This is a genomic window from Collinsella sp. An271 (genome assembly GCF_002159695.1).
Lineage (GTDB): Bacteria > Actinomycetota > Coriobacteriia > Coriobacteriales > Coriobacteriaceae > Collinsella > Collinsella ihumii.
On sequence record NZ_NFJE01000017.1, the window covers coordinates 1 to 21,333 of the forward strand.

The 21,333-nt window shown below is 57.6% G+C and carries 18 protein-coding genes; all 18 read right to left on the reverse strand.

Going from position 1 to position 21,333, the window contains the following annotated elements; genetic code table 11:
• Positions 1–69: 69 nt before the first annotated feature.
• On the reverse strand, positions 70–2,895 hold the full coding sequence (locus B5F74_RS11245) for a DUF4062 domain-containing protein (protein WP_087202548.1): 2,826 nt from the start codon (positions 2,893–2,895) through the stop codon (positions 70–72).
• Between the two features lie 384 nt (positions 2,896–3,279).
• On the reverse strand, positions 3,280–3,933 hold the full coding sequence (locus B5F74_RS11250) for a hypothetical protein (protein ID WP_087202549.1): 654 nt from the start codon (positions 3,931–3,933) through the stop codon (positions 3,280–3,282).
• Positions 3,860–4,330, reverse strand: coding sequence for a hypothetical protein (locus B5F74_RS12290; protein WP_143753881.1), 471 nt, complete (start codon positions 4,328–4,330; stop codon positions 3,860–3,862). The genes B5F74_RS11250 and B5F74_RS12290 overlap by 74 nt, the downstream gene beginning before the upstream one ends.
• A 256-nt stretch (positions 4,331–4,586) precedes the next feature.
• Positions 4,587–6,260, reverse strand: a complete 1,674-nt coding sequence (locus tag B5F74_RS11255; RefSeq protein ID WP_158095777.1) for a DUF4012 domain-containing protein — start codon at positions 6,258–6,260, stop codon at positions 4,587–4,589.
• Between the two features lie 1,492 nt (positions 6,261–7,752).
• Positions 7,753–9,033 carry an oligosaccharide flippase family protein gene (locus tag B5F74_RS11265; RefSeq protein WP_087202555.1) on the reverse strand — a complete coding sequence of 427 codons (1,281 nt, stop codon included), beginning with the start codon at positions 9,031–9,033 and terminating at the stop codon, positions 7,753–7,755.
• Positions 9,030–9,455 carry a DegT/DnrJ/EryC1/StrS family aminotransferase gene (locus B5F74_RS11270; protein ID WP_087202557.1) on the reverse strand — a complete coding sequence of 142 codons (426 nt, stop codon included), beginning with the start codon at positions 9,453–9,455 and terminating at the stop codon, positions 9,030–9,032. Before B5F74_RS11270 ends, B5F74_RS11265 begins: the two co-directional genes overlap by 4 nt.
• Complete coding sequence (locus tag B5F74_RS11275; RefSeq protein WP_158095778.1) at positions 9,415–10,377, reverse strand: GNAT family N-acetyltransferase; 963 nt, start codon at positions 10,375–10,377, stop codon at positions 9,415–9,417. The genes B5F74_RS11270 and B5F74_RS11275 overlap by 41 nt, the downstream gene beginning before the upstream one ends.
• A 56-nt stretch (positions 10,378–10,433) precedes the next feature.
• Positions 10,434–11,033, reverse strand: coding sequence for an acyltransferase (locus B5F74_RS11280; RefSeq protein ID WP_204212586.1), 600 nt, complete (start codon positions 11,031–11,033; stop codon positions 10,434–10,436).
• Complete coding sequence (locus B5F74_RS11285; protein WP_087202561.1) at positions 11,023–11,574, reverse strand: acyltransferase; 552 nt, start codon at positions 11,572–11,574, stop codon at positions 11,023–11,025. The genes B5F74_RS11280 and B5F74_RS11285 overlap by 11 nt, the downstream gene beginning before the upstream one ends.
• On the reverse strand, positions 11,575–12,651 hold the full coding sequence (locus B5F74_RS11290; protein WP_087202563.1) for a Gfo/Idh/MocA family oxidoreductase: 1,077 nt from the start codon (positions 12,649–12,651) through the stop codon (positions 11,575–11,577).
• Complete coding sequence (locus B5F74_RS11295; RefSeq protein ID WP_087202565.1) at positions 12,648–13,790, reverse strand: DegT/DnrJ/EryC1/StrS family aminotransferase; 1,143 nt, start codon at positions 13,788–13,790, stop codon at positions 12,648–12,650. The genes B5F74_RS11290 and B5F74_RS11295 overlap by 4 nt, the downstream gene beginning before the upstream one ends.
• Positions 13,791–13,795: 5 nt before the next feature.
• Positions 13,796–15,010, reverse strand: coding sequence for a nucleotide sugar dehydrogenase (locus B5F74_RS11300; protein WP_087202567.1), 1,215 nt, complete (start codon positions 15,008–15,010; stop codon positions 13,796–13,798).
• Between the two features lie 24 nt (positions 15,011–15,034).
• Positions 15,035–16,162, reverse strand: a complete 1,128-nt coding sequence (locus B5F74_RS11305; RefSeq protein ID WP_087202569.1) for a hypothetical protein — start codon at positions 16,160–16,162, stop codon at positions 15,035–15,037.
• Entirely contained in the window at positions 16,153–17,340 is a 1,188-nt protein-coding gene (locus B5F74_RS11310; protein WP_158095779.1) for an O-antigen ligase family protein, read from the reverse strand. Before B5F74_RS11310 ends, B5F74_RS11305 begins: the two co-directional genes overlap by 10 nt.
• A gap of 305 nt (positions 17,341–17,645) precedes the next feature.
• The gene (locus B5F74_RS11315; protein WP_158095780.1) at positions 17,646–18,794 is read right to left on the reverse strand and encodes a glycosyltransferase family 4 protein; all 1,149 of its coding nucleotides are present in this window, start codon (positions 18,792–18,794) and stop codon (positions 17,646–17,648) included.
• Positions 18,784–19,428 carry an acetyltransferase gene (locus B5F74_RS11320; protein WP_087202575.1) on the reverse strand — a complete coding sequence of 215 codons (645 nt, stop codon included), beginning with the start codon at positions 19,426–19,428 and terminating at the stop codon, positions 18,784–18,786. Before B5F74_RS11320 ends, B5F74_RS11315 begins: the two co-directional genes overlap by 11 nt.
• Positions 19,421–20,068 (reverse strand): sugar transferase, encoded by a 648-nt coding sequence (locus B5F74_RS11325; RefSeq protein ID WP_204212588.1) that lies wholly within the window; start codon positions 20,066–20,068, stop codon positions 19,421–19,423. The genes B5F74_RS11320 and B5F74_RS11325 overlap by 8 nt, the downstream gene beginning before the upstream one ends.
• 14 nt (positions 20,069–20,082) lie before the next feature.
• A complete protein-coding gene (locus tag B5F74_RS11330) occupies positions 20,083–21,330 on the reverse strand; it encodes an aminotransferase class I/II-fold pyridoxal phosphate-dependent enzyme (protein WP_087202596.1) in 1,248 nt (415 codons plus the stop codon).
• Positions 21,331–21,333 lie beyond the last annotated feature (3 nt).

Consider the following 21,333-nt stretch of genomic DNA (forward strand, 5'->3'; position numbering starts at 1 on the left):
CAACCGGGCCGCGAGACCGCGCCGGGACGCCCCGGCGCCGATTCGGCATGCGCCGACGGGCCGGGAGATTTATTCAGATCGAAGCTTGACAAAGCTATAGGAACACCCCTCCTGCTCGAGGTCGCGTAGGTGCGCTACGGCATTATAGGTACTATCACGTAAAACTTTGTTGCGCATCTCTTCTGCCAAATCAGCATCAAATTGTTTTATTACTGGGATTGTATCTATAATCGTCTTTTTCCCCCGAGGACTCTGGCCCGAATAAAGGTCGAATAAGAGTTTTGCTGCAGGCCCCCTGAACTCAGCCCTAGATAGAAATTCGCTAAGAATCTCAAGCCCTCTAATGTTAAGCTGAAAATGATCGGCTTGCGATAGATAACAAGCATATGAAAACAAGTAGCCTTGCAAGCTGTCGGGAACCTTAAGGGCTCCACGAGCACACAAGTGTTTCAACGCATCTCCAGTCTTAGCCCGAACATATTCGCTTTTCTGGTGGCAACGTGCCAAAGAGATATACAAATCCTCGACCGCAGTGCAACCGGCAAGCAACGCTGTCACATCAATCCAAACGTCCAGCAAGCTCGAATCATCATCCCGTAACGAGAATCCTTGCATCAAGGCAGCCTTATCAGATAACAGTTCCCTTGCCGAGACGACCGACTTGAATACTTTGTCATAAGAATTTAGCATATTACACAATGTTTCACATGCTTGAATCTTTCCAGAAAAATCAAAGTTCTGGCATTGCAAGGTACCCAAACATGCAGCAGCAAGTTCTTGTCGAAGAGACTGGGGGGCTTCGCCGGCTTCGCGCAGCAGAGCAAATGCCCTAGCATGGATATTATCTCCGAAAGAGTATTGGCCTCTAACCCCTTGCGTCCTATTCTTATGCTCAATAGCCTTGATGGCATCATTCACAATCGATATACGATCGCCTTCAGCCACACTCCATGGCGACAATTTCGTGAACTTGCTTTTTAGATTCTCGGGCAAAACATCAGCAAGGGCCTGGAGCTTGGCATGCCATCGGACCGGCAGAATCCCTCCTAACGCCACCAATGAATCGCAGGCCTCATTTTTGACAACAGCATCGCCCGTTTTCCCTATCAAAGTTTTTACAGCTTCAAGTATTTTGTCTAGTTGAGCATCATCAAGTGCGGGGCGGCTGGAAATCAAATTCGGTATAAACCGCAGAGCCTGCCTGCTCCAATGGAATTGGTCGACGCCGACCGAACGGATTGTATAGTCGATCATCCATACTTCGTTCAATCTGCGAACGTTGTTGCGCATCGCGCCAAAAATGGCAGCTGGTGCTGTCTCCCACGGATCGATTTCAGCCAGGCATTTTTCAGACTGCTCGATAAACTTTGCCTCCGCACGAATGAATCCAATATCATCCATATAGCAGCCAACCAATCCGAAGGCTTCAAACAAAGTCCAACTTCTATCATTTAGACATCTATATTGAGCGCAAAACGTAAAGACGTTCTGCGCAGCACGAGAATCATCATCGAAAGACAAGTCATTAAACGCCTGTGCGGTTTTTTCTCCATCTCCCTGACCGCCAGTAATAATAGACAGCTGCAACAGGGTGGTATTAAGTCTCGCATCTTTGTATTTTGAGCAAAGATAGAACACCAGGTTCTTCAGACGGTGAGCCGTCAATGCAATATAAGTCAGCGATCCGAAAGCAGCTGCGATTGCAAACGCCTTACAGACAGGTTCGAGCAGACCCTTAATATTGCTTCCGTATTCAACAGTGCCATATGACTTTGTCTTTGCCGTATATCGATTCTTTTCTATACTTTCCATCGCTTGATATAGGGCCCGGTCAAGCAACGGATAGGAAACATCATGATCGGAAGACGAAAGCAGCTTTTGATACTTGTTGTTCCGAACAGCTAGTCCATCAATCCCAGATTGAAGGTTTCTTAAGTCTATAAGAATGTCATCGATAAACCAGGGCTCGAGATGGCTTTTTACCGCCATCTCATAAGCTGTCTCAAGATGATGGAGAGCGGAGTACCGATCGCCATCAAAACTGAAAAGGACCCCTCTCCATCTTTTTCTAATCACCGATATATATTCATCAGGCAATAATGAATTAATCGCCTCGATCAGGCCATTTGGATCGAACGATTTTGCATCAACCTCGACATACAGCAGGGTTGCGAGCCTAGCGACTTCGTAATCATATTCACCTGAAGCCTGCACATCCTCCGCAGGCTTTCCAAACAGAAAGCTCTGTATCACTGAAGACAATTTGGGAAAGCTCGCGATTGACTCTTTTGGCAACTGTAGACTGTCAACGATTCGTAATTGGTGGGCAAGAGCATCTTGCTGCTCGTCTAACGAAACAATCGAGTGATTGCACCATTCTCTATATCGCGTGAACACATCTTCCGTAAGATCATCTACTGCTTGGCGCGGAATATCTTCCATTTTTTGGACAACTTTGTATGTCGGGCCCCCGGCACCAATTAATTGACGCTGCAGCGGAGTTTCGGTATCGCTGAGCTCTGAACAGAAATAATAGAAGCTCCGTTTATTGGTCTGGCGCGCTCGCTCAATCTCCTTTTGAACGCCTTGCGTAACGCCGTCTTTATTATCAATGATGAAAACAACGACATCGCAATCATCGAGCTCCGCAATATATCTAGCCCCTGCTTGCTCAGTAGACGCCCCGCTCCGCTCCCAAAGATAGGCTTGAAACGCTGGCACAGAGTCAACAAGAGAAGCTAACTCCCTGCGCATAGAATCAAAGCGTCCCCGATCTCCACATTTCGAGCTAATAAACACTCGAATTTTCCGCAGCTGATTGCGCGTTAAAAATGTGCCCTCGTAAGCCTTATCGCCCTCATCGTACTGGTCTTCATTCTCATTTCGAGCAGCCATTTCCCAAGTCCTAAATCTATCTTGTTATCCTTTCAACCTTATTATAAATAAAAGGTGTTTATTCTGTAGTTACATTTAGCGAAGCGCGCCAGCGACTGTCCACCTTCTAGGACTTCAAATTAAGTGATCAGTTATTCGGTATCTGGAGCAACAAGTCGATATCGCCAAAACCCCTTCGTCAACATATGATGTTAACGAGACTCCTGCTTAATACCGTCTGAAGAAGCCGTGACCTCTATGCGTCAGATAGATTGCTGTGAAATCTCAACCTATCAGTGGCTCGATATTACAAAATGGTCATCAAATGAACGCACAATCATATCTATTCAGAATCAACATCCTCAGAAGTATCGTACAGCAAAGCTCATCGTAACCAGCAGTAATCTATACAAGCAATAAAACGAGAAAAATGATGAAGGTAAGCATCACTATTCCTAAGGCAATGCCCAACAGTACGAGAGTCAGCTTATTCAACCTGCCAAGCTTGTCGTTCAGCTCAATGAGAGAAGATTGAACATTATCGAGTGTATTGCAGTACTGCCATGCAATCTGATACTTCGTTTTGAGCTTAGACCGGCTCGCCCTAATGTCCTTCTCTAGCTCGCTCGGCCTATTTAGAGTCCGATATGAAAACCGGTACTGTGCGATTACCCCCACCCCCAAACTCGCAACCATAAAAGCAAGCGCAGTGAATGAGAGTATGAGGACCGCCAGAGCGGACGTCTCCCTCCCATCCGAAAACTGGCTCAACATTGTTGGAAGGATGGAAACCAACGCAACCGAAATGATGGAATCGCACGTCAAGAGCCTATTAGAGGTATCCAACATGGATTGTCTCCTCGCCACCTCTCCGGCGAAGCTCTTGTCAGTAACCAACTTTAGGTAATCAGAAAGATCATCGAGGATAGTCTCATACGATTCATCATGCGAAGCGGTATCCATATGTTGCTTTTCTCTTTTCCCATCAAAGGTCTTCCGCTTCTGCGTAGCGACAGGTTCTGTGAGTGCCAAGCGATCCGGGGTCTTCGAGTTCTCCATTTTTCTCTCCGTTCTCCTCAGATTGCGACAGCAGCTTAAATCTAAAAAAGACTATTGATTTCCCTCCTCGACGGTTAGTCTTAACTCCGTCGAATCGAATGGCGAGCGAAGGAATATCACCTTGAAAAAGGAAACCTGATTTGGGCATGCTTTTAAGCATCAACTTGAGAGCACAATCGGGCTGCTTGGTCTTGTGAATTGCAGCAAGAAACTGCACCCCCTGTTCACCCGTCAAGGCAACTCTCTTACCGTTGCATTGCAGAAAGCAGGAGCGCCTCTTCAAGCCTATCAGCCTATTTGAGCGTTTTACTCCCACAACCTCATTAATAAATACAACTGTAAGCTCATTGGGGCGTTTATTCCTTACCTTATAATACTGTTTTGCCTTCTTTTTCATGTTAACCCCTTTGAAACAAATTGCTGGAGCATACACCGCGAGCACCGAAGTCGCTTCTCACCTTCACTCCACTTGCGCTCGCGCAACGATTCGATAGCGCCATCAATCGCAACATAATCCTGATTCTTTGGCAACGGACTCATGACGCCCGACATACGCACGGACGGGCATCGATGCTAAGTGGCAAGCCGGCCAGATCGCCTTTCGGTCTGCGCGCAAAACCCAAACACAGCCCCGGCTCTCCACGCAATCGATTTTACTCCCCCGCCTCGCGGACCTCTTGGCAGGTGGGAGTCGTGCGCATGGTCAGATCCCCGGAGACGCCGGCGGGCACCGTGATGGTGTAGGTCACCGTGCAGCTTTCCTGGTCGTAGAGGTCGATCATGCCGTACTTCACTTCCAGGCCGTCGTGCGTGCCGTCGTTCATGCGCATCCCGCCATCGCCGGTCACCTGGACGTCGGAGATGCTGCCGCCGGCCGGGGCGTAGAGGTACACGATGTAGCGCTCGAGGCCGCAGAACTTAATAGAGCCGTCCTCCTTGATGAGGTGGACACCTACGTAATCGGGCAGGCGCTGCTCCTCCTCGGCAGTAAGGGTGTTCTTGAGGTTGACCGTCACGGCGTACTCCCGGCTTCCATCGGATTTGGTCACGGGATTGCCCATCTGGACATCGAAGTCCAGATACCAGTCCATCTTGGAGAAGCCCATGTTGTTGAGGTACACGCCCGCCTGCGGAGCGGACGTGAGGTCATCGGCATCGGGAATCGCGGCGTCCATCCCCATAGCCTCGATGGCGTCCTCCTCGGCAGGATCCTCCATCCATACATTGAAGCGGCCCTCTTCGCACCCGCGCTGGAACGCCGAGACGAGCGCCACCATGTCCGCGTTCCCGATTCCCGATAGCACCGCGTCGAACGCGTCGCCCGCCACAGCGGAGAAGATCGCGTCCGACTCCTCCTGCGGGTAGCCCCAGTACACGTCGTGCATGAGCACGGTCGCCGCGTTGGAGCCGTCGACCACGGAGCCGTCGGGCAGCGAGACGCTCGTCCCTACAGCTGCGAGGAGGTACTGGAGGAAGACCGGATCGACCGCGATTACGCCGTCAACGTGCTCGCCGTATCTGATCTGCCACATCTGCGTGATCAGTGACGCGGCGCGGGGGTAGTCTGGGGTGAGTAGGGCCTCGGCGCCGTACATTCCCATATGACCCATGATCTTATTGAAAAGATTTTGCTCCTCGTCGGTGACTGGCAGCTTCTGATACTCGGTAATCGTGACCGTACTGGTGAACTCCCCCATGGTCAGGACGCCGTTCTCCACGGTGATGAGACCCTGGTGGCTTCCGAGTCCGCCGTTTGCACGAAGTTCCACGTTGTTCTGGGCAACGATCAGGTAGCTTCGCGTCCCCTCGACACCCAGTATTGCGGGCAGAACCGGAGCCAGCTGCTCGGAAAAAGAAGCCGCTCCGTCAAGCATAGAGAAGCCGGCTTTGGCGGTATCGACCAGCTCGGTTACCTGCGAGATGGTCGTGTCGCCGATGTTCTGAACGCGTGAGTTCGCCTGGTTCAGGACGTCGACGCTTGCGGCAAGCGAATCGACCACCGCGCAGACCGCCGAAACGTTGACGGCGCCATCTGCGAACAGCTTGCCCGGAGTCGCTTGGGACAGTTGCTCCGCCATAGGAACGAGGGCCTCCGAGGAGACGTCGGCAAGCGTCGAGACGAGCTCGCGGGCCGCCGAAACATCTCCGCCGACGACGGGAACGAATGTTGCGACCTGCCATAGCGGGCCCGAAACCTCGGCATCGAGATCCTCGCACAGAGCGCTGAGCTCAGCGGCATCTTGCGGCAGTGTCGAGAACTCACCTGAGGTCACCTTATCCCTTACGGAGGTCACGAGGGAGACGGCCGTCGACGCGCGGTCTTTCACCGACATCGCCGAACGAAAGAGCGCGAAGCCGCCCGCGCCAACCGCGATCACCAAGAGAACGATGAGCGTGACTACAACGCGGATGGCAACCTTCCTCGGTTGATGCTCTCCGCGCCGATGACAATGGCGGATCAAGCCGTCCTCAGTGTGCTCAGGTACGCGTCCGTAGGGGATGTTGAAATCGTGATACTCAGTTTGGAGGTAATTCGGAGCAGAAAACGGCTGATCTGCTGCGGCCTTGTTGCGGAGAGCACCTCCAGTGTTTTGAGTCCGGTTGCTCGAAGCGCCCGCATTCGGTGCCTCTTGGCCAGGAATAGCCCCAGGATTCGCAGACGGAGCGTCCTTGGGGGCGCTAGCCGCAGCAGCCTGTTCCCGACTCTTTTCCGCCAATGCAATAAACTGCATGGTGTCTTGGGAGGCATCTGAACTATTGTCTTGTTGTTTCATGGTAATAATCCCATTACTTTGAAATTGGTATCACCGCAATCTTGCTGGGGCCGCTAGAAACCTTCTATCAATCCCTGCGGAACAGGTCGCAGATGTAAACCCTGTCGGCAACGTTGGTTAGCTCATCGCTCCAACTGTTCGGCAGCAGAGCGACGGACGGGCCCGCGTAGCCCACCCCAGCGACGGCGATCCTCATGGTCAATCTCCCTCTTCTCGGTTTTCAAGGGACGAATGCTCCCATGTCCGTTCGACGGGAGCCGTGGTATAAATCAGATACAGGGCGCACCCAAGGCGAAGCCCGCCATCTGCGGGGAACAGCCCCGAAGCGCCCTCCGGGCGCAGGCGATAGCCGCGCTCGCGGGAACCGAGGGCGAAACCTTCAAGATCGACCCACTGCGCCAGGAGGTCTACCATGGTAGATAATCGCAACCTGCCGCTCCCCTCACCGTCACCGAGGCCCACGCGCTCGACGACTACAGACTGGCGCTGCGCTTCCAGGACGGGAAGCGGGGATTTTCGACATGAAGCCCCATCTCGGCAAGTGCGTCTTCAAGGACCCGGAGAACCCGGAATACTTCTCCCCGGCACCGCCTCTTGGCAGAACGGGGCGGACATGGCGCCCGAGAGGCTCTACACCGACCGCGACGCCGCATAGCGCCGGCATCATGTGGCCGGCCGGCCCGGCTCGACGGCGGGGTCTCCGGGTTGCGCGGGCGCTTCCGCCGAAGAGCCGGCCCCTCCCCCAAGCGACACGTTGAGGGAATCCTCGCTGGCTACCGGTACGAGCCTCTTTCCAAATGGCCGTGCGATTTCCCGGATTCCATAGGTCATCCCCCCAGCTTTTCGGGAGCTTCGCCGATACGTCCCAAGCACCAGAGCTTCCCGTGTGGCCCATCCCCCCCGCGATCAGGCCCATCGGGGAGTCAGCGGAGACAGTGCGGGGGCCGCAATTTCCTCCACGCTTAGTACTCCCGGCGTCGGGATCGGGGTGCGAGCATGCGTACCGACAAGGAAAATGTGAGCGACGGCTCCTTGCGGACGGCGCCTAGCAACGGTACTCATGCACGAATACCGCCACGACAGCCGCAGCCATCCCCCCGTACACGATGATCGACGTGACAGCAGCCCCGTACGCTCCGAGGCGCGGTATCAACAAAAAATCGAGAACGAGCTGTGCAGCGATTCCGCAGAAAGCGATGACCATGTTCGACCTCACCTTCCCCGTGGCCGACAGCAGGTTCGCAGTCGTGTAGCGCACGCCGTTCGTGAGGAAAGATGAAACCAGCAGGAGCCCCATAAGCGGCACCACGCCGAGGTACTCGTCACCGTAGAAGAAGGAAACGAAAGGCCTGCCCATCAGGGCGATGCCGCCACAGATGGCTCCAATGCTCAGGCAGACAGCAGTGAGAAGCCTCCGATAGCTCCCCCAGACCCAGTCCCTATCACTCTCGTGCTTGATGAAATACGGGGCAACGAACGTCCCGATCGAACTGCTGATGATCGAGATCGCCGACGGCACCGCGTATGCGACCCGGTAGTCCGCAACCGCACCCGGGTCCCCGGTGAGAAGGCTGATGAGCAGCAGGTCGTTCTGCAGGAACATCGCCCACATGCCGTTCGTGACCATGAACTGGGCGCCGTAGGAGAGGTAGCGCCTCCCGTCCGAGCGCGTTACCGGCGCATGCCGGACCCCGGGAAACACGGCGCGCCTGAAATACAGGCCGCACCCCAGCGCCATGACCGCGTAACTCACAAGACCGGCGAGCGACGCCCCGGCGAGGCCGGCGACTGAGGACCCGATCACCTTGCCGGACCACACGAGCGCGATCGCGACGACTGCCGCGACCGCATACGCGACGTTGCGGAACAGCGCACGCAGAGAATAGGAGAACGTGTCGTAGGCGGACTGGAACGGAAGCGCCAGCATCATCGCCGGAAGAAGCACGCGCGCCACCGCGAACTCCTCGGAATGGGGCCAGAGCGCGCTCGCGGCGGCGGCAACGAGCGCAAGGGCGACGTTGATCGCGGTGCCCTTGCGCAACACGAAGGAGACGACCCCCGCCTTCCCCTCGGCCGTATCGCTCAGCACCGCATAGCGGAGGACGGAGTAGCTCAGCCCGAACCCGGCGAATAGGTACACATACGTATAGATGTTCTCCATGTAGCTGAGGATGCCGTAGTCGCCCCTCGACATGACCCTGACGAGCACGATCGAACCGAGAAACGCTGCAATCTTAGTGAGAAAGGAGCCGGCGAGAACGGCAAACGCCCCCTTTCCCCTGAGGCGCCCTACCTGCTTCGTCAAACCGTCCAAAGAAACTCTCATAGAACCGCTCGCCTCAGCGCATCCCTCACGTATTTGGCTCCTCGAGTGTGAGACGCGGCCCCATTGGCAGGCTCAGCACAGGGCGGCACGGGAGCTCGGTAACCGGGCGCGGCAGCGTGAGCGAGCGGCCCGACAAAGGCGGGCCGCTCGTGCATGAGGCGCAGACAGTAGACGCTGGTCGGGATGCCCCACTCGCTCAGGCGGTTCCGCGCGCCCCAGGCCATGAGGGCGAGCCGAAGGGCGTCGGCGCCGTTCGCGCACGCGATGCAGTGCTTTGAGCCGACGTATCCCGCGAGCTTGGACTCGAGCGCCGAGACCTCCTCCCCGCCTATGTAGCGGCCCGACGCGAGCACGCGCGAGACCGCCGAATCGATAGCGTCCCTAAGGGCGCGGTACTGGGCGCCCAGGTCCCTGAACTCCATGCTGCAGGGCCATCCCCTCTATCCTCGCCTCCGCCTCCATTCGGACGACATCGGCGCAGTAGACCTTCCTTATCCTGAAGTAGGGCTCCGGCACCCCGCCGAACTCCCTGAAGGACCTCGAGATGCGCTCGATCATCGAGCCCTCGAAGTCGTAGGCGAGGCCCCGCTCGTGGGCAAGGCCGATGGCGTGCCATATGAGCGCGGCGTACGTGTCCCGGCTCCTCGAGCCCGGCAGGCCTCCCCCGAGCAGGTGGTAGGCGCGCCTTCCGTCCCACACGACGAAGACGACGCTCGCCGGCTCGCCCTCCGGGCCGAGTGCGCAGAGCGCCTTCCCCGCTCCCCGAGACGAGACCGCCCCGTACAGACGGGACCACAGCTCGCGCGAGAACGGGCACCTCAGCCCCTGCCTCGTGAAAACCCCCTCGTGGAGGTCGTAGAACTCGTCCTCCCCGACCTCCTCGATCGAGGTGACCGAGCGCGCGCCCTTCCTCACGACGGCCCTCTGCTTGGAGGAAACGCCCGCCCAGACCGCGTCGAGGTCCGAGGTGTCGCGGATCACGTAGGTGTACCTGGTGAGCGCCTCGCACCCCAGCCAGCTGAACGGCAGCCAGTTGGTGAAGGAGGTCTGGAACTGCTGCTCGTAGACCGCGAGCCCGAGGGCGTCCACGAACGCCATCGCGTCGCGTATCACCCTCTCCTCGAACTTTGCGCGGGCGATGGGCCCGGCTCCCTTCGGGTGCCTGAAGACGATCCCGTTGTTCTGCGTGAGCGGCGCCTTGGTGATGTAGAGGCCGTGCTCGCGCCCCTCCAGGTAGTAGGGCATCGCGGCGTCCACGGCGCCGCCGGATCCGTGGAGCCACACGTCCCAGCTCGCCGGGCCGCACACGGCGTCCATCCACCACGGCTGGGAGTAGATCGGCACGTACGTCGACGCGCAGAAGCCCTCGTACGCCTCACGTCGCTCCCTCTTCTCCGGCGTCATCGGCGCTCACCAGCCCCTTCGGGCCGAGAAGGTAGCCCCTCCCGCACGACGGGCAGGAGAGCACCCCCCCCCCGCTCCGCAAGGACGGCACCGCAATCGCACACCCAGCCGATCCGCCTTGCCGGGACGCCCGCCACGAGCGCGTGAGCCGGCACGTCGGAGGCTACGACCGCGCCAGCGGCCACGAACGCGCGCTCTCCGACTTCGTGGCCGCAGACCACGGTGGCGTTGGCGCCTATGCTCGCGCCGCGTCGGACGACGGTCCGCCTCCAACCCGCGGGCCCCTTCGGGAAGTCCGCGCGGGGCGTGAGGTCGTTCGTGAACACGCATGACGGCCCGAGGAAGCAGCCGTCCTCGACGGTCACCCCCGTGTACACCGAGACGTTGTTCTGGACCTTGCAGCCGTCCCCGATCGCGACATCCGAACCGACGAAGACGTTCTGCCCTATATTGCAGCCCGCGCCTATACACGCCCTCGTCTGGACGTGGCTGAAGTGCCACACCCTCGTGCCCTCGCCCACGACGGCTCCGGCGTCGACGCGCGCGGTCTCGTGCGCGAGGCCCCCTCCCGGGAGCCTCACCATCTCATCTGCCATCGGCAACCTCTCCCCACTGGCGAACGTCCCCGACCTTCTTCCCGGGGACGCCCGCGTATATCCCGTAGTCGTCCGCGTCCCGCGTGAGGACGCAGCCCGCCCCGACGACGGCGCACCTGCCCACCGTCACGCCGGAAAGCAGAACCGCACCGGTTCCGACCCAAGCCTCGTCGGAGATGATAATGTCCGCCCTCCTCGTGAGCCGCTCAGCGACGTAGCGGTATCCGTTGATCTCAACCCCGTTGTTCGCGCAGCTGTCGCATATGCAGGTGACGTTCGGAGCTATCGAAACGTTTCTTCCGATCCGGACATGCACGTCCGAGGGCTTGTTCGGCGTCAGATGAAAACCCTCGTTCACGAACGAGGAGTCGTCGGCGAACACGACCCCTATCGACCTCAGCGCCTCGCGCCTGACGTGGGCGTCCGGGTAATGCGAGGCGAGGAAGATGCGGTGCGCCTGGGGGAGAGACGCCATACCCGCCAGGAGCTCGTCCCGGGCAAGCAGAAGGGTCTCCCCCAGGGAGCAGCTGCCGGCGTCCATCTAGAACTCCCCTTCCATGTCAAGCGTGCCGAAGCCCTCCAGGGGCAGGTCAACGGGAAGGCCCGTCCTCTGGCTCCTGTATATGGCAAGCACCGTCTCGAGGGCATCGCGCCCGGCGCGTGCGGGCACGTAGGGCTCGCGCCCCTCCCGGATCGCCGCCGCAACGTCGGCGAACAGCGCGGCGTGCCCGTTGCCGTAGACGTTGGAGGTCGCCTCGCGGAGCCCGCGGGCGCCCTCGTCACCCGGGCGCTCGTCGGCGAAGTCCCACACGTCGATGTCGTTGGTGGACGTGCCGCCGATCTTGACCGTGCCGGTCTCGCCGAAGAGATAGAGCGTCTCCTCGAGGTTTTTCGGGTAGACGTTGACGGTGCCCTCGACGGTGGCGACCGCGCCCGAGGCGAACTCGAGCACGGCGACCCCCACGTCCTCGGCCTCCAGGTAGCCGTGAAGCCGCTGGCGCGTGACGCCGTGGACGCGCGCCAGGTCGCCCCCCATCATCCAGCGCAGCAGGTCGATGCCGTGGATGCACTGGTTCATGAGGCAGCCGCCGTCCTCGGCCCAGGTGCCCCGCCAGGGCGCCTGGTCGTAGTAGCCGCGGCCCCGGTTCCAGCGCACGTGGATGGAGCCGTGGCTTAGCCTGCCGAAGCGACCCTGCTCGAGCGCCTCGCGGGTCCGCCGCACGGCGGGGTTGAAGCGGTTCTGGTGGCAGGCCGAGACCACCACTCCGCGCTCCGCCGATCGCCGCACGATCTCGTCGGCGTCGGCCATCGACATGGCCATCGGCTTCTCGACGATCGCGTTCACGCCGGCGTCGATGAGGTCGAGGGCGATGGCCGCGTGCTTGCCGGACTCCGTGGCGACCGAGGCCAGCTCGATCTCCGGATGCTCGGCGAGCATCTCGCGGTAGTCGGCGTAGCGGGCGATGGAGGGGTCGCCCTCGAGGCCGTGCTTGGCCAGGGCGGCGTCCATCTTCCCCGGGACGACGTCGCACACGGCGACGATCTCGAACCCGTTCCGGACTGCGGCCGCTATGTGGTTCGTGGATATGCGGCCGCAGCCGATGAGCGCGTACTTCATCGTTTCTCCCAACTATCGAGCCCCGACAGAACGGCGGCGACGACGGAGTCCTGATCGGGCTCCGTGAGGAAGGCCGAGAACGGCAGCCCGAAGTTCCTCTCCGCATAGGACTCGGCAACCGGGAATGACCAGTCCGCACAGCCGAACCTCTCGAAGGCCCTCATCCTGTGGAGGGGCTTCGGATAATAGACGAGCGAGGGGACGGCCGACGAGGCCATGGCCGAGATGACCGCATCGCGCTGCGCGGAATCCTGGGCCAGGAGGATGAACTGGGCGTACGGCGAGACGTTCCCCTCCTCGACCGCGGGAAGGGTGACCCCGCTCCCGGCGAGAAGCCTGCGGTACCGCTCCGCGACCCGCTGGCGGGCGGAGACCTCGTCATCCAGGTGGGCGAGCTTCACGCTAAGCACGGCGGCCTGGATCGCGTCCAGCCTCGAGTTCACGCCGACCCGGACGTTGTCGTACTTCGTGACGCCCTTGCCGTGGACGCGGATCGAGCGGACGAGTCCGTCGATTCGCTCGCTGTCCGTGAAAACCGCCCCGCCGTCGCCGTAGCAGCCGAGAGGCTTCGACGGGAAGAAGGACGTGCAGGCGATATCGCCGAACGAGCCGAGCCTCCTGCCGCCCGCGGATCCCCCCATGCCCTGGGCGAGATCCTCGATGAGGGCGAGGCCGTGCTCGTCGCAGATGCGCCCGATGGCGGCATAGTCCGCCGGATTCCCGAGGAAATCAACGGCGACCACCGCTGCGGGCCGGAGCCTGCCCTCACGCTCCACGCGCAGGATCTCCTCCTCGAGCGACGCCGGGTCGATGTTGTAGGAGGTCGGGTCGATGTCGCAGAAGACGGGCTCGGCCCCGAGCATGACCGCCGGCTCCACCGAGGCGACGAAGGTCATTGCGGGGCAGAAGACGGCATCCCCCTCCCCCACCCCGAGAGCCATGTAGGCGAGCTGCAGAGCGTCCGTGCCGTTGCCGCATCCCGCGCAAAAACGCCTGCCCACGTAGGACGCAAGGTCCGTCTCGAACGCCGAGACCTCCTCCCCGCCGATGAACGCCGCAGAGTCGACCACGCGCGCGATGGCGGCGTCGAACTCCCCCTCGTAGGCGCGGTGCTGCGCCTTCAGGTCTATGAACTCCATTGCGATCAGTCCTTCCCGTAGATGTCCCTGGTGTAAACGCGGTCCCGCATGGGTCTGAGCTCCGGCGTGACCCTGTTGGCGAGCACGACGTCGCAGGCGGCGAGTTCCTCGAGAGACGAGAGCACGCGGTAGCCCCCGAAGCCCTCCGGCCCAAGCGTCGGCTCCCAGACGGCGACCTCCGCCCCCATGCGCTCGAGCTCGGCCATAACGTCGATCACCGCCGCCGCGCGGAAGTTGTCGGAGCCGGCCTTCATGACGAGGCGGTAGACGCCGACGGTCGGGCGCCCGCGCCCCCCAGCCCGCTCCCGGGCCGCGGCCATCGCCGCCTCGGCGACGTGCCGCTTGCGCACGGCGTTCGCCTCCACCGTCGCGGAGACGACTCGCTGCTCGACACCAGCAAAGTCCGCAAGGAGCTGCCTGGTGTCCTTCGGCAGGCAGTAGCCTCCGTAGCCGAAGCTCGGATTGTTGTAGAAGTCGCCGACCCTCGGGTCGGCGCACACGCCCCGGATGAGGTCGGAGGCGTCCATCCCCCGCTCCTCCGCAAAGGTGTCGAGCTCGTTGAAGAAGGAGACGCGCGTCGCAAGGTAGGTGTTGGCGAAAAGCTTTACCGCCTCGGCCTCCCGCGCCTCCATGACGATGGTCTCGACGCCCGGGTCGAGCGCGCCTCCCGTGAGGAGCCGCGCGAACGCCCCCGCATCCCTTCGGGACCGGATGGGGTCGGAAGCCGAAGAGGGAACGCCCACGACCACGCGCGAGGGGTGCAGGTTGTCGTAGAGGGCATGCCCCTCTCGCAGGAACTCCGGCGAAAACAGGATGCACGCCCCGGGGAACATCCCGCACAGCCTGTCGGTATAGCCGACCGGCACGGTGGACTTGACCACCACCGTGGCGTCCGGGCTGTAGGAGAGGACCGAACCGACCGCCTCCTCGACGGCAGACGTATCGAAGGAGCCCCTGTCTGGGTCGTAGTTCGTCGGTGTGGCGATAACGGCGAAGCGCGCGTTCCTGTAAGCCCTGCGCTCGTCTGAGGTTGCCTCGAGCATCAGGTCGTCCCGGAGCAGGTACTCTTCGATTTCCTGGTCCCTGATCGGCGACTCGCCGCGAGAGATCATCTCCACCTTGCCGGAGGCGACATCGTACGCGGTCACCCTGTTGTGTTGGGACAGGAGCACGGCCACGGAGAGCCCCACGTAGCCAAGGCCAGCCACTGCAATATTCATCTCATTAGCCTTTCGATGTCTTTTCTAGCGCAGCTCGTCAACGAGCGGCTTCAGTACCACGCTGATATCAACATTCTCGAGAGCGAAACGGCGAATCCTAGTAATTACTCTCTCCTCGCTTTCGCGCATATATATCGAATCATAGAAGCTGAGCACTTCGGCGATGTTAATTGGAGAATCGTCTTCCGGAAGCTTCAGCGCATAGTCGAAATCTGTCCCCTCGATTACATCAATCGGAGACGAATAGATGAAGGGGATGCCCTTTGCAAGGTATTCCCTGCTCTTCAGGGACGACGATACTGCTCTTGGCCCTCTCCTATGGCACCCGAGGCTTTCAATCGCAAGGGTGGCGCCATCAAACGCCAGATCCATCTCCCGCCTATCGCACATCCCAAGAAAGGAGACCCTGCCGTCGAGCCCGCTGCACTTGACAAGATCTTTAAGATTGCCAAGTTCTGGCCCATCACCAAGCAACCATAGGTGTATGTTCCTCGGGCTGGCAGAAGCTGAGTAGTAGTCTCTCATTCCGCAGATGAATCGATCGATTCCATGCCAGCGCGCAAACGCGGCGACGCAGACGATTTTTATGGTCGCCTGCTGCCCTTCGTACGAAGGACTCCTCGCTTTGAGTCTGGAAACATTGATTCCGTTTGGAACGGTCACGGCCTTGACCCCGAACACCTCGGTCACATCCGCCATGGTAACGATCAGGTCGAGATCCCCCTGCAATCTAGATCTATTAAAGCGATCCTTTAGATATGCAGGGAAAAGCATGGGTTCGAGCATCTCTTTGTCGTAAGGGTAGGTGGGCAGTTCCAGCACTGATTTAAGCCGGGGGTTTTCTTTCTTCGCAGCATGCAGAAACTTTCGAAGATCTTTACTGATAAATCTTGGCCGTCTGATGTAGATATAATCTAGGTCAGCAAGGGATTCTGGGTTCGGCCAAGAATGCCCGTCACCGGTAAAGGGCAGGCTCTCAATTACCTTGTGAATGAAATCGACGTGCCTCTCCACCAGTTCAAGGCTGCACTCACCGAAGCCATTCAGACCGTCGATCCAGTCGCGCACTTTCCTGTCAACGCCGCTAAGTGGCTCCTCGATCAATTTGTTCCAATATAAATATTTACCGCGGAGGTTGTTTTTTACCGACATGTTTCTACTTTCTGGGTTTCTTTCTCCCGCATACACATCGTTGATGCTGCAAGGAAGAGATATATCCCGGTTGTCGTGAAAAGGTAGCTACGGATAAGCAAAAACGGCAACGAGTATGATGCGAAAATCTCTAACAGCAGTCGTAATGGGTTATTAAAATCCTTTGATGTGAGCGAGAGAATAATTCCTGATACTGATACTAGTATGTATGGTATTAATCCGAGAACTCCGCATGAAACTGCAAGTTCAAGAACTGTATTATGCGGGTTAACAGAGATAAGCTTTTCCGCAGAATTAATACCCCAACCATATAGCGGACTCTGCGAAAAGAGATCCAACGCTTCTCCCCAAATATCCCCTCGACTAGACAAATCAAAACTAATTCCATTTACAATATAATATAGATTTCTACTATAATATATGTTATTATACTTAAGATAATCTAAGACTGGGATCAGTATCGTGTCGATATTTCCAAGAATAATAAGCACAGATATAATACTAGCGAGCATTACAATGGCAGCACGAGCATTGCCCCTACGGATCTTCTTTACACTCTCCACCAGCAATAAAAATACAACTGCGAGCAATGGCCCCCGGGATCCAAAGGCAATTAGTACCACCAAAGTTGCTATTAATGAGCAAAGAGTGAGAACTTTGAATCCATTCAGTAATTCTTGGACAAGAAACAGCACAGGAAGCATCGCGCTGTACGAAAGAACCATTGCCGATCCATCAGAATATGAGTTCTCATTGTGGAGCAATACGATTGCGCACGATAGTGCCAATGCCCAGAATGGGCAAACCTTTCTTAACCGTGATAAGAGAATCTGCTTATCATCTATCGCTATGAAGGCAGCTACGGCTGGAATGCAGGTAAACAATGCGGTGACCGTAGTATCCAATAAAGTCGGCACATCAGAGTGTCCACGTACAAAGCTGGTTGCACATAAAAATAAAAAGACACACTCAATGACACAGAAATAGCGAATATCATACTTTATTAGTTTCATTATGATTATTATAAATATTAATAACACTGACAATATATATATTGTGCTGATAATATTATTTTGTATTAGCTGTGAGACAACTCTGAACGCAGATTCAGATAAAAACAGCAGAATGATAGAATATGATAATTCTATATCTTTATGTTTTTTATTTAGTTCACTCATCGCAGTTCTCTTAGTTAGAATATTACCTGTAACGCGAATTGGAGTAAGACTCGACCGCAACACCGAGCTGCCCCGTCTGCACCCCGAGCTCATCGATCAGCAGGCCGTCGCCCTCAATGATGGACGTCGCGATCGCTGGAAGCCCTGCCGCTTCTCGACGAGGCCCCATGATCCGGCTCTTTCCACAGCCAAAATTGGGAACAACCCTCGCGGGGGCCCTATCATTTCTCGACGAGAGCCCATGCGCTTGCTCCCGTTGAGATCCCGACCACGTGCACAGCGTATTAATTCGGTCAAGCCCAAGTTCAGTGCAGGTCTGCATCGAATATCCCTGCGTATATTTTGATAGTTGCGGCAAGGGTCCTCTCAATCCCAAAGCGACGTACAGACGTGAAAGCGCCTTCGACAAGGCAAGCACGCAGGCCCGGATCGCACATGAGCTTCGTCACCGCCGAGGCGATGGCCTTCGGCGTCGCCTCAGGGAGTATGAGTCCACTCTCCTGGTCGGAGAGCAAATCGGGGTCAATACCTCTGATAGAGCTTGCCACGACTGGAAGCCCGGAGGCCATTGCTTCCATCACTGAGACGGGCAGCCCCTCATGTACTGATGGAAACACTAGACAGTCGCACGCTGCCATAATATCGGCAATATCGTCCCGAAAGCCAAGGAGCGAAACACGATCAGATACTCCCAAGTCAGACGCGAGAGAGAGCAGTCTCTCTCGACCCGGCCCCTCGCCGCAGATGGCCAGCTTGACACCGCTGGGCAACAGCGGCAACGCTCGCACGATGGCAGCTTGATTCTTCCGAGGGATGAGGTCACCCACCGAAAGCATGGCAAAGTCGCCGGGGACGAGCCCGATCTCCTCGCGCTTCGCATCGCAGCGCTTGGTCGCAGCAAACTTCGAAAGGTCAACGCCTACTCCTGGGACGTACTCGACCCTGCAATGGGCGAATCGTTCAGCGCACTCGAAGTCCTCCTCATTTATGGTAATCAGCACATCGGTAAATCTCGACATGAACCGCTCCACCGGGTACCACAGCAGCCAGTTGGCGAGCGGCGACCCCTTGTAAAAATGGAACCCGTGGGCGGTGTAGATTACTCGGGTCCTCGTCTTTCGCGCGTTACGCGCGGCGAGACGCGTAAGCACGCCGCCCACGGGCGTGTGCGTGTGCACGATGTCAAACCGTGTGCGCTCGAACAAATCCCGGAGCTGACGGTAGGCAGCAATAGTCTGCATAGAGTACGGGCTACGCGAAAAATCGACGTTCACAAAATGGTCGCAATACGGAATGACCGTCGTATCACCGGAGCCGTCATCATTAGCAGCGACCCACGTCTCCCAGCCTTGCTGCTTAAACCACTTAAGATATGGAATATGAAACTGCACGATGTGACGAACGATAGTTGCGGAAAAAAGAACTTTGCCGTTTCTCGGCAAACTAGGCTCCATTTGATTCCTTATTATCGATTTGAATGAATAACTTTTCTGCGGGCACGCCAACATAGGTCCCCGCTGCAACAACATCCTTAACTACAACGGCCCCTGCACCGATTATGCAGCTTGGACATATCGAAAGATTGTTACTCACAACCGCGCCGATACCAATCCATGTGCCATTGCCAACCGTCACTGCCCCGGCGAGGTGGGCACCCACAGAAACGTGAACGTAATCGCCGACCTTACAATCATGATCGATTGTCGCTCCCGTGTTGACGATACAGCCCTCCCCGATAGAAGCGAAAGGGTTTATGACCGACCCCGCCATCACAACGGAACCAGCGCCAATTCGAACGTTCCCAGCCACAACAGCAGAGGGGTGAACCAAAGTAATGATGGAAATACCGACGCTCTGGAGCTGCGACTGAATGCGACGACGGACTTCTGCATCGCCGATTGCGATTACAAAATCACAATCGGCAAACTTCGGAAAAGACGAAACTGGGCCAGCAACCCAATATCCTGAAACCATCGTGAGGTCGAGCGCGTCATCGAGAAAGACAATGTCCTCATAACCGTTCAGACGTGCGATATCGGCAACGACCTTGCCGTGCCCGCTTGCCCCGATGATTACAAGCTTATTCATCAAAGGCCGCCTCCGCCGAGGCAGAAGTCTGTGCGTTCCCTCGAAACTCCTCCATCGTTTCCGAATTCTTAGAGCTGATTCCTTCACGCCTAAGCACTGCGCGGACCGTATCGGAAATGATGCGCCAATCACCGGCGAACGTCACATCGTCGACGTAGTGCACATCCCAATCGAATTTCTCCTCCCACGTGATAGCATTACGCCCGTGAACTTGTGCCAGCCCTGTAAGACCGGGACGCACCTCGTGGCGACGCGCCTGGCGCTCACTATAAAGCGGGAGATACCGAACGAGCAGCGGACGTGGCCCAACGACTGCCATGTCGCCCTTAAGAATATTGAAAAGCTCTGGAAGCTCGTCAAGACTCGTCGAACGGAGCTTCCTACCAAAAGCAGTTAGTCGTATTTCGTCAGGCAGAAGCTCACCATTCTCATCGCGTCCATCCGTCATGGATCGGAATTTGTAAAGTTTGAACAGTTTTCCATCCCTGCCTGGCCGATATTGTGAAAACAATACCGGACGTCCAAGCTTGAGCCTCACTAGTATGGCGGTCACCGCCATGACGGGCGAGAGGAAAATGACGGCGAGCAGCGCACAGCAAAAATCTTGCGGTCGCTTCACGAAGCGCTCATATGTCCCCATCTGGTGCGCCATGGCTACTCGAAGCACCGCCTCACAGCCTCGATGATGCGATCCTGCTGCCAGGGCTCCATCTTGTTGTCACTTGGCAGGCACAAGCCGCGATGGAACACGTCGGCACCCACGTCGAACGGCATTCCATCGGCACCCATAGCCCCGCCCGAGATGTACGCGTTCGTCCTGGCCCGGCCATTACCCTCTCGGGTGACGAAAGCATTCATGCGGTAAATGGGCTGGAGATGCATCGGTTTCCAGATGGGACGGCCCTCCGCGTTGAGAGCGGAGATTGCTTCGAGGATCTCGGTCGGGCAGCTCTTGCCGGGCTCCGAGACGTACAGCGCCTCGTGATCGTCGCGAACCTGCCTGCACATGGCGGCAGGGTCGATGATAAGGCAGCTCAACCAGAAGTTCGGCTCGCACTCTGCCGGGTCGAACGGGTTCATAGACGCCGGCAAATCGGAGAAACCGTCGCGGTAGCGCTCCCAGATAGCCTTCTTCTGGGCGATGTGCTTCTCCAGGTACGGGAATTGCCCGCGCACGACGCCCGCGATGACGTTGCTCATGCGGTAGTTGTAGCCGAGTTCCTCGTGCTGGTACCACGACGCGGCCTCGCGCGCCTGAGTCGACCATTTGCGGACCTTATTCGCGGCCTCCTCACTGTCCGTGAGCAAGCACCCACCAGATGAGCCGGTGATTATTTTGTTTCCGTTGAAGGAAATCACACTGTAGTCGCCGAAAGTACCCGTCTCACGTCCCTTATACGTGGCACCCAGCGATTCTGCCGCGTCCTCGATGAGAATCGCCCCGTGCTCGTCGCAGACGCGCCGGATCTCATTGCACTTTGCGGGCGTTCCATAAAGATGCGCAACCACGACGACGCGCGCCTTAGGGTGAAGCTCGAACGCCTTCTCGAGCGCAATCGGATCCATATTCCATGTCTCGTATTCGGAATCGACGAACACCGGAACACCGCCCTCATAGACCACCGGGTTCACCGTGGCATCGAAGGTCATGTCCGAGCAGAGAACTTCATCCCCCGGTTTGACGCCTGCAAGCTTGACGGCCATATGAAGCGCAGCAGTGCCGCATGTGAGGCCAACCGCATATCCGCGCCCGACCCTCTCGCACGCGAGACGCTCAATTTCATTAATGTTTTCGCCGACTGTCGACATCCAATTTGACTCATACGCCTGTCTGACGTATTCAAGTTCAGGGCCATGCATTGTTGGACTCGCCAGCCATACCTTCTTGGCAAACGGCTCCATGGA

Bases quoted from the DNA above. Each gene is read 5' to 3' on its own strand.
- B5F74_RS11300 (WP_087202567.1), bottom strand. From the start codon at position 15,010: ATGAATATTGCAGTGGCTGGCCTTGGCTACGTGGGGCTCTCCGTGGCC.
- B5F74_RS12290 (WP_143753881.1), bottom strand. From the start codon at position 4,330: ATGAAAAAGAAGGCAAAACAGTATTATAAGGTAAGGAATAAACGCCCC.
- B5F74_RS11310 (WP_158095779.1), bottom strand. From the start codon at position 17,340: ATGAGTGAACTAAATAAAAAACATAAAGATATAGAATTATCATATTCT.
- B5F74_RS11280 (WP_204212586.1), bottom strand. From the start codon at position 11,033: ATGGCAGATGAGATGGTGAGGCTCCCGGGAGGGGGCCTCGCGCACGAG.
- B5F74_RS11315 (WP_158095780.1), bottom strand. From the start codon at position 18,794: ATGGAGCCTAGTTTGCCGAGAAACGGCAAAGTTCTTTTTTCCGCAACT.
- B5F74_RS11305 (WP_087202569.1), bottom strand. From the start codon at position 16,162: ATGTCGGTAAAAAACAACCTCCGCGGTAAATATTTATATTGGAACAAA.
- B5F74_RS11250 (WP_087202549.1), bottom strand. From the start codon at position 3,933: ATGGAGAACTCGAAGACCCCGGATCGCTTGGCACTCACAGAACCTGTC.
- B5F74_RS11325 (WP_204212588.1), bottom strand. From the start codon at position 20,068: ATGGGGACATATGAGCGCTTCGTGAAGCGACCGCAAGATTTTTGCTGT.
- B5F74_RS11265 (WP_087202555.1), bottom strand. From the start codon at position 9,033: ATGAGAGTTTCTTTGGACGGTTTGACGAAGCAGGTAGGGCGCCTCAGG.
- B5F74_RS11290 (WP_087202563.1), bottom strand. From the start codon at position 12,651: ATGAAGTACGCGCTCATCGGCTGCGGCCGCATATCCACGAACCACATA.
- B5F74_RS11285 (WP_087202561.1), bottom strand. From the start codon at position 11,574: ATGGACGCCGGCAGCTGCTCCCTGGGGGAGACCCTTCTGCTTGCCCGG.
- B5F74_RS11330 (WP_087202596.1), bottom strand. From the start codon at position 21,330: ATGGAGCCGTTTGCCAAGAAGGTATGGCTGGCGAGTCCAACAATGCAT.
- B5F74_RS11270 (WP_087202557.1), bottom strand. From the start codon at position 9,455: ATGGAGTTCAGGGACCTGGGCGCCCAGTACCGCGCCCTTAGGGACGCT.
- B5F74_RS11320 (WP_087202575.1), bottom strand. From the start codon at position 19,428: ATGAATAAGCTTGTAATCATCGGGGCAAGCGGGCACGGCAAGGTCGTT.
- B5F74_RS11245 (WP_087202548.1), bottom strand. From the start codon at position 2,895: ATGGCTGCTCGAAATGAGAATGAAGACCAGTACGATGAGGGCGATAAG.
- B5F74_RS11295 (WP_087202565.1), bottom strand. From the start codon at position 13,790: ATGGAGTTCATAGACCTGAAGGCGCAGCACCGCGCCTACGAGGGGGAG.